The sequence below is a fragment of the Hathewaya limosa genome (assembly GCF_030815255.1).
Taxonomy (GTDB): domain Bacteria; phylum Bacillota; class Clostridia; order Clostridiales; family Clostridiaceae; genus Hathewaya; species Hathewaya limosa.
Map to the genome: position 1 here is coordinate 1 of NZ_JAUSWN010000009.1, position 15,532 is coordinate 15,532.

General features: G+C 27.8%; 19 protein-coding genes. All 19 read right to left on the minus strand.

What is annotated here, in order from left to right; genetic code table 11:
* Window positions 1-103: 103 nt before the first annotated feature.
* The gene (locus QOZ93_RS06150) at window positions 104-1,000 is read right to left on the minus strand and encodes an RluA family pseudouridine synthase (RefSeq protein WP_307355532.1); all 897 of its coding nucleotides are present in this window, start codon (window positions 998-1,000) and stop codon (window positions 104-106) included.
* Between the two features lie 77 nt (window positions 1,001-1,077).
* The gene (locus tag QOZ93_RS06155) at window positions 1,078-1,458 is read right to left on the minus strand and encodes a RidA family protein (RefSeq protein ID WP_162630432.1); all 381 of its coding nucleotides are present in this window, start codon (window positions 1,456-1,458) and stop codon (window positions 1,078-1,080) included.
* 17 nt (window positions 1,459-1,475) lie between these two features.
* On the minus strand, window positions 1,476-2,771 hold the full coding sequence (locus tag QOZ93_RS06160; RefSeq protein WP_307355533.1) for an LCP family protein: 1,296 nt from the start codon (window positions 2,769-2,771) through the stop codon (window positions 1,476-1,478).
* 10 nt (window positions 2,772-2,781) lie between these two features.
* Window positions 2,782-3,348, minus strand: a complete 567-nt coding sequence (gene yqeK / locus QOZ93_RS06165) for a bis(5'-nucleosyl)-tetraphosphatase (symmetrical) YqeK (RefSeq protein WP_307355534.1) — start codon at window positions 3,346-3,348, stop codon at window positions 2,782-2,784.
* Between the two features lie 18 nt (window positions 3,349-3,366).
* Entirely contained in the window at window positions 3,367-3,969 is a 603-nt protein-coding gene (gene nadD / locus QOZ93_RS06170; protein WP_111942972.1) for a nicotinate-nucleotide adenylyltransferase, read from the minus strand.
* A gap of 70 nt (window positions 3,970-4,039) precedes the next feature.
* Window positions 4,040-4,327, minus strand: coding sequence for a ribosome assembly RNA-binding protein YhbY (gene yhbY / locus QOZ93_RS06175; protein ID WP_111942974.1), 288 nt, complete (start codon window positions 4,325-4,327; stop codon window positions 4,040-4,042).
* 10 nt (window positions 4,328-4,337) lie between these two features.
* The gene (gene obgE / locus QOZ93_RS06180; protein WP_111942976.1) at window positions 4,338-5,615 is read right to left on the minus strand and encodes a GTPase ObgE; all 1,278 of its coding nucleotides are present in this window, start codon (window positions 5,613-5,615) and stop codon (window positions 4,338-4,340) included.
* A gap of 258 nt (window positions 5,616-5,873) precedes the next feature.
* On the minus strand, window positions 5,874-6,182 hold the full coding sequence (gene rpmA / locus QOZ93_RS06185) for a 50S ribosomal protein L27 (RefSeq protein ID WP_307355606.1): 309 nt from the start codon (window positions 6,180-6,182) through the stop codon (window positions 5,874-5,876).
* Window positions 6,183-6,186: 4 nt separating this feature from the next.
* Complete coding sequence (locus QOZ93_RS06190) at window positions 6,187-6,519, minus strand: ribosomal-processing cysteine protease Prp (protein WP_111942980.1); 333 nt, start codon at window positions 6,517-6,519, stop codon at window positions 6,187-6,189.
* Between the two features lie 3 nt (window positions 6,520-6,522).
* A complete protein-coding gene (rplU, locus tag QOZ93_RS06195) occupies window positions 6,523-6,834 on the minus strand; it encodes a 50S ribosomal protein L21 (protein ID WP_111942982.1) in 312 nt (103 codons plus the stop codon).
* Window positions 6,835-7,002: 168 nt separating this feature from the next.
* Window positions 7,003-8,397, minus strand: a complete 1,395-nt coding sequence (locus QOZ93_RS06200) for a ribonuclease E/G (RefSeq protein ID WP_307355535.1) — start codon at window positions 8,395-8,397, stop codon at window positions 7,003-7,005.
* 10 nt (window positions 8,398-8,407) lie between these two features.
* Window positions 8,408-9,121: a TIGR03936 family radical SAM-associated protein gene (locus QOZ93_RS06205; RefSeq protein ID WP_307355607.1), complete on the minus strand. Its 714-nt coding sequence runs from the start codon at window positions 9,119-9,121 to the stop codon at window positions 8,408-8,410.
* Window positions 9,090-10,961: a TIGR03960 family B12-binding radical SAM protein gene (locus QOZ93_RS06210; RefSeq protein ID WP_111942988.1), complete on the minus strand. Its 1,872-nt coding sequence runs from the start codon at window positions 10,959-10,961 to the stop codon at window positions 9,090-9,092. The genes QOZ93_RS06205 and QOZ93_RS06210 overlap by 32 nt, the downstream gene beginning before the upstream one ends.
* A gap of 65 nt (window positions 10,962-11,026) precedes the next feature.
* Window positions 11,027-11,887, minus strand: a complete 861-nt coding sequence (locus tag QOZ93_RS06215) for a M50 family metallopeptidase (protein ID WP_307355536.1) — start codon at window positions 11,885-11,887, stop codon at window positions 11,027-11,029.
* A 25-nt stretch (window positions 11,888-11,912) separates the two neighbouring features.
* A complete protein-coding gene (locus QOZ93_RS06220) occupies window positions 11,913-12,401 on the minus strand; it encodes a hypothetical protein (protein WP_307355537.1) in 489 nt (162 codons plus the stop codon).
* 122 nt (window positions 12,402-12,523) lie between these two features.
* On the minus strand, window positions 12,524-13,612 hold the full coding sequence (gene rodA / locus QOZ93_RS06225) for a rod shape-determining protein RodA (protein WP_307355538.1): 1,089 nt from the start codon (window positions 13,610-13,612) through the stop codon (window positions 12,524-12,526).
* 134 nt (window positions 13,613-13,746) lie between these two features.
* Window positions 13,747-14,010, minus strand: coding sequence for a cell division topological specificity factor MinE (gene minE / locus QOZ93_RS06230; RefSeq protein ID WP_111942996.1), 264 nt, complete (start codon window positions 14,008-14,010; stop codon window positions 13,747-13,749).
* Window positions 14,011-14,020: 10 nt separating this feature from the next.
* On the minus strand, window positions 14,021-14,818 hold the full coding sequence (gene minD / locus QOZ93_RS06235) for a septum site-determining protein MinD (protein ID WP_111942998.1): 798 nt from the start codon (window positions 14,816-14,818) through the stop codon (window positions 14,021-14,023).
* 20 nt (window positions 14,819-14,838) lie between these two features.
* Window positions 14,839-15,471, minus strand: a complete 633-nt coding sequence (minC, locus tag QOZ93_RS06240) for a septum site-determining protein MinC (RefSeq protein WP_111943000.1) — start codon at window positions 15,469-15,471, stop codon at window positions 14,839-14,841.
* Window positions 15,472-15,532 lie beyond the last annotated feature (61 nt).

The window sequence follows — 15,532 nt, forward strand, 5'->3', positions numbered from 1 at the left end:
TATAGAAGGTAAAATATTATTAAATTTTCTATAAAACACAAAAAAACGCTGCCGCGTTAGTATAAATTTTTATGCTAATGCGACAGCCCCTTTTTTATTATTTTTATTTTAACATTTCAATTAACTTATTCATATCTTTTGGTAATTTTGATTCTAAAAATAATTCTTTCTTTGTCTTAGGATGTGGAAATCCTAACTTATATGCATGCAATGCTTGCCTATTTATGTATTGTAATTCTTCTTCACCATATAAGCTATCCCCATAAATAGGGTGTCCTATATAACTTAAATGAACCCTAATTTGATGAGTTCTTCCCGTTTCTAACTTTAACCTTACTAAAGAAGCATCTTTAAATTCCTCTATAACCTCATAATAAGTAATAGCCTTTTGACCCTCTTCCATTACTTCTCTTTTTAGACTTTCAGCACATCTTCTTCCTATGGGTGCATCTATAATACCTTTTTTCTTTTCTAACCTTCCATGTACTATTGCTAAATAAATTTTATCAATATTATTCTTTTCCATCTCTTTAGCCAGTGCCATATGAGAATGTTGATTTTTAGCTATAATAATAAGTCCTGATGTATCTCTATCTAATCTACTTACTAATCTCACAATACATCCTTCATTATTTTCTTTGAAATGATATAACACTCCATTCGAAAGAGTTCCGCTTTGATGACTTCTAGTTGGATGAACTACCATAAAAGGTGGTTTATTAATTACTATAATATCTTCATCTTCATAAATAATATCAAGTTCCATTTTTTCTGGTGTAATATTTTGGCTTTCTTCACTTTGAAGATCTATCTCTATAATATCATTAGACTTCATTACATAATTAAGTTTTACAATCTCACCATTTACTCTTATTCTTTTTTCTATAGCAGCTTTTTTAATCAATCTACTTGAAAGTTCCTGTTCATACTTTAAATATTCTCTTAACTTAATTTTCTCTAATATTTCTTTTACTTCTATTTTTAAGGTATTTTTGCTCATGCCTTATCTAAAGTTCCTTTCTTTTATATATAAAGTAATTTTAAGGCTCTGCTTTATTTTAGCAGAGCCTAGTTTTTTTAAACATATGCTATAGCTTCTATTTCAATCAATCCATCTTTAGGTAACTTAGCTACTTGAACACAAGATCTAGCTGGTGCATTTTCCTTAAAATATTCTCCATATACTTCATTAACATCTCCAAACATATTCATATCCTTTACAAAGATTGTTACCTTTACAACTTTATCTAAAGAACTATTTTGTTTTTCTAATATAGCTTTAACATTCTCCATAGATAATTTAGTAGCTTTTTTAATATCTTTACTTTCCATTTCTCCTGTTGCAGGATCAATTGGTAGCTGTCCTGAAGTAAAAATTAAATCTTTAATTTGAATTCCTTGAGAATATGGTCCTATAGCTTTTGGTGCCTTTTCTGTTGAAATAACTTGTTTCATTATAAAAACCCCTTTCATAATTATTCATTAATATAATCATGGTCATATCCCAATAATACAACCACATCATAATCGCCATCTTTTTTTTCATCATTATATTCTACATTTGTAATCTTAAAATCTTCCTTAATTACATTAGCAACATCTTTATTTAATCCATTAAATATAATTTTAGTTTTATTTTCCCCTGTTTTATTACCTGATGTAATATTTTTATATCCCTTTTCTTCTATATACTTCTGCAAATCTTTAGCAAGCCCTGCTTTTTTAGTTTGATTTAAAATATTTATTTTTATTTGATCTTTATTTATACTTATATAATCAGAATTTTTTATAGAACTTAAAACATCTGAGGATAATTTCTCACTATATACAAAATAAGAAATTCTATTTATATATCTTCCTTCTCCTCCTAGAGTTCTAATAGATATATCATTCTTTTTAACTCTCATTAATTTTAAAGAATAAGAGATTATATCTCCAGCACTCATATTAGTTTCTACACATTTAGGAATAGTAGAAACTATTTTAGGTAATCTAGGTATTATGGTAGGACTTTTTACCTTTTTAAACACTTCTTGTAAAAACTCATGTTGATTTTTAATTCTTCCTATATCACCTTCTGCAAGTCCTGTTCCATCATTATTTTTTCTCCATCTAAAGAATTGTTCAGCCTTTGCACCATCTAGATGTTCCTTCTGACCTTTTTTAAAATCAATATGCAAATCTTGTGCATCATCATCATATTTCATATTGGTCATAATTTCCATATCAATACCACCAATAGCATCAATTAGTCCTCTAAAACCAGAATAATCAACTTTGGCATAATAATCTATATGAATATCTAATAACTCTTCTACCTTTTCTACAGTCATCTTAGGCCCACCTAATGCATGAGCAACATTAATTTTTTGAGTTCTTCCATTTATATCTACTTTAGTATCCCTTGGTATAGAAACTAAGTTAAGTTTATGCTTTTTTAAGTTATAATTAATTAAAATCATAGTATCAGTTCTTTTGGGGTCATTAGGATTATCTGGATCTCCTATATCTACTCCCATAGCTAGAATATTAATAAATTCCTCATTTTTAGGTTTTGTTGAATTTAGTTCTACTGCATTGTTATTAAGTTTTCCTAAATGGTGCATAGCATATGCTAAAAAACTACAAATCAACACTAAAAAAATTACAAATATGTTTCTAAAAAAATGTCTCTTTTTCTTCTTTTTATATTTTTTAGAAGAATCATTTTTCTTTTCGCTTAATTTTGTCTTTTTTCTATTCTTTGAAGAATTCTTTTTTTCTTTACTCATAATTACCTCACTACATATTTTTTAAAATATAGTTTCTAGCCTTTATAGTATCTAAGTGCAAATACTCTCCTTTTTTAACTACAAATTCTATAGTATTATCAAAGGCTTTTAATAATGCTTTATCCAAATCCTCTTTGGCTAATTTTCTTAATTCTTCTACACCAGGATATACTCTATTTTCTTCAATAAAATCTGCTAAATAAATAACCTTTTCTAGTATAGTCATATCTTCTTTTCCTGTGGTATGATAAATTATAGCTTGCAAAACTTCTTCATCTGTAACATTCATCACATGTTTTGCTATATATGCACTACAAAATCCATGCATAATTTGTGGATTATTTTTTATAAGAAAGTCCAATTTATAATTTTCTTTTTTTAAGATTTCTATAATTTCTTCATCACACATATTTTTTGCTACATCATGTAATAATGCTCCCAATTTAGCTTTATTTTCATCACAACCATATTTTTTTGAAAGCTCTTCTGCAGCTTTAACTACACCTAAAGTATGTTTAAATCTATTTTCTTTAAGATGTGCTTTAAGATATTCTACCATCTTTTCTTTAGGCCACACTTATATCACCACCACTGTTTATTTATATAAATTTAATGCTCTAATAGTATTATATACCCCTTTAGGCATTAAATAATCTACTCTCTTGTTTTCTTTTAATCTTTTTCTAAGCTCTGTAGATGAAATTTCTAACAAAGGAGCTTGCAATATTTTAATCTTAGTATTATATTTTCTTTCTATATACTTTTTTTGATTTATAATATCTTTTTCATTATAACCTTTTCTAGGAAAAACTACAAGATTACAGTTTTTAAATATTTCTTCTGTATTTTTCCATTTTTCAAGATCAAATAAACAATCCGCCCCTGTTATGAAGTACCACTCTGTACTCTTTTCTTTTTCTTTAAAATACTTAACTGTTTCATATGTATAACTTTTTTTCTTTTTATTTATTTCATAATCGCATACTTCAAAAGCTTTTTCATCTCGTATAGCCATTTTTACTAATTCATATCTTAAGTAAGCTGAAGTAATATTATTTAAACTTTTGTGTGGAGGATTTCCAGTAGGTATAAAATAAAGTTTATCTAAGTTTAAATCATAAAATGTTTCATATGCAATATTAAGGTGTCCATTATGAATTGGATCAAAGGTACCTCCAAAAATTCCTTTTTTCATCATATTTAAAACCTCTTTTTAATATTTAAAATATAGAAATAAGTGCCAGAGAAATTCTAGCACTTATCTTATATTATAATTCAATTTTAGGTTTTTTAGTAGATTTTCTATATATAACAAGTTTATTTCCTATTACTTGAACTCCTTCACAATTAAGTTCCTCACATAGAATTTCGCTTGCTTCTCTTGATGTTATTCCACTAGTTTCTAAAACCTTAATTTTAATAAGTTCTCTAGCCTCTAATGCATCACTTATTTGATTTAATAAATTCTCTTCTACTCCATATTTTCCTATTTGAAAAATAGGGTCCATAGAATTCGCTAATTTTCTTAGCATAGCTCTTTGCTTTGATGTTATCATAAATTTCCTCCTAGAATATATACTCAAATTCAAAATCATTTACTCTTACTATATTTCCCTCTTGGATACCCATTGCTCTTAATTCATCAAGAATTCCTTTATTCTTTAATACCTTATGGAAATATCTTAGTGAATCTGCATCATTAACATTAACAGCGCTTAATAATCTGTCTACAAAAGAACCTGTAATAGTATATATTCCTTCTTCGGAAGTATCAATTTCATAAGTAAATTTCTTATCTTCTTCTATAAACTTATCTTCTTCTGCAATTTCAAGTTCAGTAACTGGTATAGTTGAAAGAATTCTAGCACTTTCTTTCATAAGTTCCTCAACGCCCTGACCTGTAGCTGCTGATATTTTAAATACCTTATCATAGCCTATTTCTTTCATTGCTTCTTCGAATTTTTTAAAGTCTTCCTCATCATATAACATATCAGCCTTATTAGCTGCTAAAATTTGTGGTCTATCCCATAGTTTAATGCTATAATTTTTTAATTCTTCATTTATTTTCTTAACATCCTCAATAGGATCTCTTCCTTCTAATCCTGATATATCAACTACATGAACAAGTAATCTGGTTCTTTCTACGTGTTTTAAAAATTCTATACCAAGTCCTACACCTTCTGCAGCACCTTCTATAATACCAGGTATGTCAGCAATAACAAAACTATCAATTCCTTTTAAATCAACAACTCCAAGGTTTGGTTTTAAAGTAGTAAAATGATAGTTTGCAATTTTAGGCTTTGCTTTAGATACTACAGATAAAAGTGTTGATTTTCCTACATTTGGAAAACCTATTAATCCTACGTCTGCAAGAAGTTTAAGCTCTAATTTTATATATCTTTCTTCACCTGGCATCCCTGGTTCTGCGAAATTAGGTGCCTGTCTAGTAGGTGTAGCAAATTTAACATTTCCCTTTCCACCTTTTCCACCTTTAGCAACTACACAAGTATCTCCATGGTGTGAAAGATCAGCCATTACTTTATTTGTATCATAATCAATAACTACTGTTCCCATAGGAACTTTAATAGATAAACTTTCTCCATCTTTACCATAACATTTAGATCCTGAACCATTAGTTCCTCTTTCTGCTACGTATTTTTTCTTATATGTGAAATCCATTAGTGTTGTCATATCTTTGTCTGCAATCAGAGTAACTGATCCACCTCTTCCACCATCTCCACCATCTGGTCCACCTAATGCTATATATTTTTCTCTTCTAAAATGAATGGATCCGTCTCCTCCATCACCAGATTTAACAAAAATTCTAGCCTTATCTATAAACATATTCTCACCTTGCCTTCTTATGTTTTATTATTTTTTATTTTCTTTCATGCTTTTATTATAATTTATATATCCGTTATATATCCATAAACCCATAAACTCCCAGAAACTTCCACGATATAATTTCTTTTTAGTAAAAAGTCTTTATCCTAACAAAACAATCCTTATATACTTTAATTATATTATTGACTACTTTATATTTTATAATCTATTTCTTAATTTTAAAAAAGCACCCAAACTAGGGTGCTTTAATTACACGTATTACTCAGCCATAGCTTCTTCTATTTCAACTTCAACTGGGTAAACACTTGCTTTTTTCTTATCTTTTCCAACTCTTTCGAATTTTAAAATTCCATCAACTTTAGCGTATAAAGTGTCATCTCCACCGATACCTACGTTAAAACCTGGATGGATTTTAGTTCCTCTTTGTCTTACAAGAATGTTTCCTGCAAGTACAAATTGACCATCAGCACGTTTAGCACCAAGTCTCTTAGACTCACTGTCTCTACCGTTCTTTGAGCTACCTACCCCTTTTTTGTGGGCAAATAACTGAAGGTTCATTAATAACATGGTATTACACCTCCTCTTCAATTACCTTAATGTAATCACCGTACAGTTGTTCTAAACTTTTTATTCCTAAAAGCATTGTTTTCATTAAAACTTGACTTTTTTCAATTTCTTCTAAGGAATTATGGCTTAAATCTAAACTCATTAATCCTTGATTTTCATCGACCTTAATCTCTGGCTCTATGTACAATATCTCTGTTATTCCATTTGCAATAGTATAACTTATAGAGGATACTGAACTACATATTATGTCAAAGCCCGGATCTGCATATCCTGCATGGCCGGAAATCTTAAAAAATACAATGTTATCATGCTTTCGTTTAAATCTAGCAGTAATCATAAATTATGCTTGGATCTTTTCTATTTGAAGTTTAGTGTATAATTGTCTGTGACCTTTTTTCTTTCTGAAGTCTTCTTTAGGTTTGTATTTGAATACGATAACCTTTTTAGCTTTTCCTTGTTCTAAAACTTTAGCAACAACTTTAGCTCCTTCAACTACAGGTTTTCCTACAACTAAACCTTCTTCTTTACCTACTGCTAAAACATCTTGTAATTCAACAGTAGCTTCAACTTCAGCATTCAATTTTTCAACGTATATTACGTCTCCTTCTTGAACTCTGTATTGTTTACCACCAGTTGCAATAATTGCGTACATTCGAAAGCACCTCCTCTATCCAATCTCGCCACTTAGGTACATTAATAAAATAATGTTTTCTAAAAACCATTGTGTGCGGCCTACAAAAGCCATTTTATCATATAATTAATTCTTTGTAAAGATTTAATTATACTTGTACTTTTAATTTTTTTTGGGCTTTCACTTCTTTTAAAAAAGAATTTTTTCTATTACTATTTTATCTAAATTTTCCTTAAAGTCAATATCTAATAAATAATTTTTTAAATTTATTTCCTTTAAAAATTTATTTTTATCTTTTTCAACGTCATTTTTATAAAACATAGGAATTGTTACTTTTAATTTCATATTATGTTCTAAACTTAAATTTTTAATTTTATTTCTTACATAAAATTTAAAATAATCTAAGCTTACTCTATTAATATTAATAAAATTATTATCAATACTTTCATCTAAATATTCATATATATTTTTCCCACGTCTTTCTCTAACTATGTGAACTAAATTTAATTCATTAAAATCTTTTATAGTAACTTTATTTCTATCTTTATAAAAACCTTTTTTTAAAACTTTTATAACTTCTTCTTTATGTCTTTTACTTTTTATATTGATAAAATCAATTATTATTATTCCGCTTAAATTCCTGCTCATAATAAGTGATGGGATTTTTTCTGCACATTGAAGGTTTATATTTTCTTCTTTTATATTAGGACATTCTATTTTGTTAGATCCTGAATTTATATCAATTACCGTTAAAGCTTCCATCCTATCAATTACCATATTACCGCCAGAATTTAAAAAAACCTTTTTATTTCTAAGATCTAAAATTTTTTCTTCTAAATGAAATTTTTCTATTAAGAAGCTCTCTTCTATAAATGTTACTTTAAAGTTTTTTCTCTGTTCTTCATTTATATTATCTATGTATTCGTCTACATATTCTTTTATAGTTTTATCATTTATAATAAACTCATAACTTTCATTTGCATCAATAGTATATATACATTCTTTTAAAATTCCATGACTATTATATACTTCTCCTACTTTGGTAGAAAAACTTTCTTTTTTTAATATTTCTGAAAATTTATTATGTAGTCTTGTAAATTCTTTCTTTATTTCTTCTTCAGAAACATTTTCACTTTTACCTTTAAAAATAATATCTAAATTTCCTACTTCAAATAGATTTTTAACATTACTTTTAAACTCTTTATTAACTATCTTTTTAGAACAGATTACTTTTCCTGTTCCTCTACTTAATACTATATAGTTTCCCCCTAATGAGATTTTAGAGGTTACAACTGCTCCTTTTTCTCCTATTTCTTCTTTTAAAATTTCCACAAGAACATATTCACCTATTTTTAAATTTTTATGTGCCTTTTCTTTATTCATAAAACAATTTTTATTTGTTCCTATATTAACAAAATAGCCATTAATTCTAGGGGCTATATTCTCTATAGCCCCTAAATAAATATGCCCTATTTTAGGTGAAAAATCTTCTTTCTCCATCAGACACAATATTATATCTTTTTCTTGGTCTAGTTTTAGAATTCTTGTGTAATTTTCATTTTTTTCTATGTAAACCTTGACCATTTAATACCACCTATTTACTTTCTCTAAAATAATCTGCAAGAGAAACGTATTTTTTATTTTTAATAATATACATTTCTTTTCTTTTTATATCTACAAATTTATCTTTATCCATAAAATCTGTATTATTTATTATGTACTCACTTAATAATTGTGGTGATAAGTTCTCTTTAGATCCACAACTAACTAAAACTTGCAATATAAATTGTTCATCTTTAAGCCAATACTTAATTTCTTTAATTTGTGGTTTTATGTTTACTAACTTTTCACCACTTTTACTCTTTTTTAATATTTCCCATTTTTCATTTTTTAGAAGTTGAGAAAATTTTTCTTCAACATTATTAGTATTTGAACATACAAATTTTATAGTATAGCTAGCAGCTTCTATTGCAGCCATAGCCTGTGGAAGTTTTTTTTGACCTTCTATTCTCGGAACAGCTACTGCTTCTAAAAAAGTAATTCCACTTGGAGCATTTTCATTTAATTTTTTTATAATTTCTTCCTCGGAAACTTCCTCTAATAATACAAGATCTAAATAGTCTCCCTCTGAATATACTCCGACTGCAAGTGGTTGACCTATAGAAAGAGACATATGAGGATTAAATCCTTTTGAAAATTCTACTGGAATCTCTGCTCTTCTTATAGTCCTTTGTATAGTTCTCATTAAGTCTAAATGTGATATAAACTTTATATCACTATTTTTTGCATACTTTATTAAGTAACGCACCTTCAAAGCACTTCCCTTCTTTAAAGCTTTTGTTTATTCCGCAATTTGCACATTTTTGTCTACAGTCTGGTGTAACTTCAACATTTTTAGCTTTCTCATTTTCTCTTATTAAAAATTCTTTACTAACACCAACATCTATGAAATCCCAAGGTAATATTTCCTCATATGAACGTTCCCTGTATGCATAGAACTCTGGATCTATGTTACACTCTTCAAAAGCTTCTTTCCATATTTCAAAATTGAAATATTCACTCCATCCATCAAACTTAGCGCCTTTTTCATGTGCTTTTAAAAGTACATCACAGACTCTTCTATCTCCTCTAGCAAATACCGCTTCCATAAAGCTCACTGGTGATTCATGCCAATTATAGCATATAGAACGACTCTTGATTTTACTATTTAATTGTCCAATTTTTTCTTTAACACTTTCCATTCTTTCTTGTGGTGCCCATTGGAATGGTGTAAATGGTTTTGGAACAAATATAGAAGTACTAATAGTAACCTTTAATCCTCTTTTTCTTTCATTCTTAGGAAGATTAAAATATTGATCCACTACTTTTTCACCTAAATCTGCAATACCTAAAACATCTTCCATAGTTTCATTTGGAAGTCCCACCATAAAATAAAGTTTAACCGTAGCCCATCCTGCTCTAAATGCACAACTTACAGATTTTATTAAATCCTCTTCTGTAACTCCTTTATTTATGATATCTCTCATTCTTTGAGTTCCCGCTTCTGGAGCTAATGTTAACCCTGATTTTCTAACTTTTTGTATTTCATTTAATATATCAACAAATAAGGAATCTATTCTAATAGATGGAAGTGATACCCCTATTTTCTTTTCTCCATATCTTTCTATAAATTGAGATATTAAATTTTCAATATTAGAGTAATCACAGATACTTAAAGAAATTAAAGAAACTTCATTATATCCTGTACTTTTTATTAAACCTTCAACCTGTTCTAAAAGTTTTTCCGTAGATTTTTCTCTAACTGGTCTATAAATCATACCTGCTTGACAAAATCTACACCCTCTTGTACATCCTCTAAAAGTTTCTAAGGTTATTCTATCATGTACTACTTCTGTATATGGAACTAATAATTTATCTGGGAAAGGAGCTTCTGTAAAGTTAGTTAAAATTCTTTTTTTAACCTTAGCTGGAACATCTTCATATTTAGGTTTAAATTCTTTAATTGTTCCATCCTCGTTATAACTAACATCATAAAGACTTGGTACATATATCCCTTCAATTTTAGCAAGTTCTCTTAAAAGCCATTGTTTATCTTTATGCTCTTTTTTATATATTTTAAGTACATCTAAAACGTCATTTAATTCTTCTTCTCCCTCACCTAATGCAAAAAAGTCTGCTACAGCATATAAAGGTTCAGGATTATATGCACAAGGTCCCCCGAAGAACACTATAGGATCCTCTTCTGTTCTATCCTCTGCCTTCAAAGGAATATTACTCATACTAAGCATATTTAAAATATTTGTATAGCTCATTTCATATTGAAGTGTAAAAGCCATAATATCAAATTTACTTAATGAGTCCTTAGTTTCTAGGGTAAATAATGGTATATTATTTTTTCTTAGTTCTGCTTCCATATCAGGCCATGGTGCATAACATCTTTCACAATATGTATCTTCTCTTTCATTTAATGTATAATAAAGGATTTTGCTTCCTAAATGAGACATACCAACTTCATAAACATCAGGAAAACAAAAAGCAAAACGAATATCAACGTTATCTTTATCTTTAACCACAGAATTAAATTCTCCACCTATATATCTAGCAGGTTTTTCTACCTTGTATAAAATGTGGTCAGAAATTTTGTTCATCTATATTCCTCCTTAAGTTTTTTACATCTTTTTATTTTATCACATAAAGTATGTTTTACAAAACATTATTTGTTTCCTATATTAGATTCATCTTCTACAAATTCCTCAAGAGTTATATTACCATATTTTTTAAGTGCATCAATAATTTCATCCTCATATATTATATCCATAACACACATTTCTTCATCTAATACAAGAAATACGTTATATTTATTTTTATCAATAAGTTCTAAAGCTTTTAATAAGTTGCTTTTATAGTAAATAGATATACTTTTATTTTCTAAATATCCTCTTCTTATAAATTTACCTTTTTTCTTCACAATATCCCCCATAATTATATATGACACCCTTTCCCTTTCTTTAAGTGATGTTGTTATAACTAATAGCGCTATTAATCCTATACTTATACCTCTGTATCCCTTAAAAAAACATAAAAAATATAAAAAACATAGTAAACACCCTATCACTACGCTTACATTTAAAGTTATTTTATTAGCTCTTCTGTATAACATTTTTAAAGATAAAAAATCCCTTAAAATTCTAGCCCCATCTAAGGGAAATGCAGGAATCAAATTAAAAATTCCTAAAACTAAATTGCAAATACAAAATCTATAACAAAAATTAACTTTAAACTTGTAATATATAAAATAAAATACCAAAGCCAATATAATATTCATACATGGTCCAGCTATAGATATAATAAAATCCTCAAAAGGTTCTGCATCATCTATATCCTGTAAATTAAGTACTGCTCCAAAAGGTAATAACTTTATTTCGTAAGCAGAAAACCCCAATTTTCTAGCTGCAAAGTAATGAGTTAATTCATGTAAAATAATAAAAATTAGAGAGATAAATATCTCTCCTCTAAACCCAAACAACAATAAGAGTAATACATATAAGGCAAATGATTTGGAAAATTTTATCAAGCTTATCCTCCTAATACTTATTAAGTTAAATTCCTAAAAAAAAGCTATCTAATTTATCTACCACATATTTTTCTATTTTTTTATTTTTAATTATATCCATCATAGTATTTTCTTTTAATTCTATGTAACTTTTAATGTCCTTAAGATTTATTTGTGAATATTTTTCTTTATACCTCTCTAAGTAATCTTTTAATCTTACTTCCTTTTTTAACGTGGTATTACAATAATAATAAATTTTCTTATTTTGTTTTATAGGAACAGCTTTTAAAAAAATAATACATAAAAATAAACATAAAACACAAATCAATTGTCTTTTAAAGATAATTAAAATTCTCTGTATACTAAAACCTCTAAAATTTTTATTTATATTATAATTGTAGTTATTATAATTATTTCTTAATCTATATTGTCCAAAAGCTTCCTTATTAAAGGAATCCTTACATTTATAATTAAATTTATTTTTTCTATTAATTCCTCTATAATATTTTTCATAATATTCATTATACGCCCCCATTACTCATACCTCCTTTCAGTTTCAAATTATTTTAAATCTCTATTATTTATATTTAAGGACGCATAATAATATGATAAAGTAGCAATAAAAAACTCTAACTAAATTTTAGCTAGAGTTTTTTATTAAAAGTTAATTTTTTTCCTTCTCATTCCTATATTTAAAACTAAGGCTATGGCCATAAAATTCGTTAATAGGGAACTTCCCCCATAACTTACTAAAGGAAGCGTTATTCCAGTAACAGGCATAATACTTAAATTCATTCCTATATTCTGTAAAATAGCAAATAGAAAATACGACACCAGTCCAGATACAATAATAGATCCAAAGATATCCTTAGATGTGGCGGCTATTTTAATCATTCTATACAATATAATTCCATACAGTAATAATAATGCCACTACACCTATAAAGCCCCATTGTTCTCCTATTACAGATATAATACAGTCTGTATGAGATTCTGGAACAAATTTTAATTGCTTACCTTTTAAAAAACCTGTTCCTGTTAATTGCCCTGAACCTATTGCAGTTTTAGATTGTACCGCCTGATATCCATATTGTCCTGACTGCTCAGGATTTATAAATGATGATAATCTTCCTCTCCAATAAGTAGGCATAACTGACCATACAATAGATATCATTAATACTACTGCAACAAGACCACTTATTATTACCTTTGAATTTAGTCCTGCTATAAAGAAAATGCCTAATATTATAAAGAAGCATACCATAGTCATTCCCATATCTGGTTGCTTTACAATAAGTAACATAGGTATTGCTGCATAAAAAATTAATGTAAAAAAGTTTTTAGGATTATTTATATCCCCTTCCATATCGTCAAGCTTTTTAGCAAGCATTATAATTAATCCTAACTTAGCAAACTCAGCTGGTTGAATGCTAACTGGACCTAATTTTATCCATCCTTTTGCCCCATTTACAACGGATCCCATAAATTCATTTAACACAAGCAAAAAAATAGTAAACCAATAAAAGGTACCAGCATAATTACTAAGAATTCTATAGTCAAAAATTATTATGCCATATGTTGCTATTAGTGATATTATAAGCCAGGTAAACTGTTTTTGAGCAAAATCTACTCCAACTACACTATAAATACTTACAATACCATAACATACAATTAGAATAGTTGTAATAAGCATAACTAAGTCTAGTTCTTTCCACAACTTAGAATTTATCTTTAGCCTTTCAAACATTGCTTTACTCCCTTCAAAAAAATTTACATATAGATTATATCACAAAATATAATAAAAATTTAGCTATAAAAAAAGGACTATACAAATTCATTTAAAATTAATGATTTATATAATCCTTATTTTAAACATAACCCTTATTCTTTAATATTTTTTATAGGAATACTAGCAATTAAAGCTGGTGAACTTCCTTCAATTTCCTCTGTTCTAGTAACCTTAACATCTAATTCTTGTGTATCAATCTCTACATATTTAGAAATTACCTGTAATAATTCTGTTTTTATTTTATCTAATAATTCAGGAGATACACTTGCTCTATCATGAATTAAAATTAACTTTAATCTATTGGATGCCGTATCTTTAGGGTTTGATTTACTTGAAAAAATCTTTAATAAATCCATTATGTTCCTCCTATTTTACTTTAAATATTTTCTTTAAAGCACCCCAAAAACTTGTTGTTTCAGTTTCAAAATTTTGAAACGGTACTTCTTCACCACAAATTCTTTTTGCAATATTTTTAAATGCTACACCTGCATTAGCTCCTTCATCAAGAACTATAGGTTCTCCCTTATTAGTTGATATAGTAACACATTTATCTTCCGGTACAACACCTATAAGTTTTACAGCTAAACATTCTATAATATCATCTACTCCAAGCATATCTCCATTTTTAGTCATTTCATAATTTAATCTATTTACTATTACTGCATGATTATTTACACCCTTACCATCAAGCTTACCAATTACTCTATCTGCATCTCTTACTGATGTAATTTCAGGATTTACAACAACTACAGCCCTATCAGCTCCAGCTACGGCATTTTCAAATCCTTGTTCTATACCTGCAGGACAATCGATTAAAACATATTCAAAATCTTTCTTTAATTCCTCAATTATTTTAAGCATTTCCTCTGATTTTATATCATCTTTATCCCTACATTGTGCTGTAGGTAATAAGTATAAATTATCAAAACGTTTATCTTTTATTAATGCCTTTCTTAAAGCACATTTATTTTCTATAACATCTAAAAGAGTAAATACTATTCTATTTTCAAGACCCATTAAAACATCTAAGTTTCTAAGTCCAGTATCTCCATCAACAACAACAACTTTTTTATTTAATGACGCTAGGGCTGTTCCCAAATTGGCAGTAGTAGTTGTTTTTCCTACTCCACCTTTTCCTGATGTAATTACTATTACTTCTCCCATACTAAAAATCCCTCCATATATTACAAATATTTATTAGGTAAATAGGGTTCTACAATTATGTTATTATTCTTCACTTTAGCAATTTCAGGATATGATGGTTTTTCATCATCTTCCGGAGCTCTAGTTACAATATTTGCAATTTGAAGAATCTGAGGTTGTAATCTTAAAGCTGCAATAAATGCTTTATCATTCCCTGTAAACCCTGCATGAACCATTCCTTTTAATGTACCTAAAACAATTATATTTCCGGCAGCATATATTTCTGCACCTGGATGAATATCTCCAACAACAACTAAATTTCCTTGATAATTTATAATCTGACCACTTCTAATTGTTTTTTTAAGAAACTTAGTTCTTCCTTCAACTACTCCATTAAAGATTTCATCTTTATCTTCTTCTGCATCTTCAAAAATACAATCTTTTATTAAAAACTCTTCAAACAGAATATCTTTTAATTTCCTGATATTTTTATTATCTATGTATCTTAAATCTGTTACTATCTTTACGGTACTTCCTTTATAAAATTTCTTTCCCTTAGATAATTTTTTTAAAAGAGATTCTGTCATTTCCTCAAAATCATTAAAAGCATTCATATTTATAATAACACTTAAACCTTCTCGATTGCCTTTTAAAACAATGTTACTTTTAACCATAAAAGCCCTCCAAAATAAGTACCTAAATTTATATTTCAACACAATATTTCAAATTCCTTCT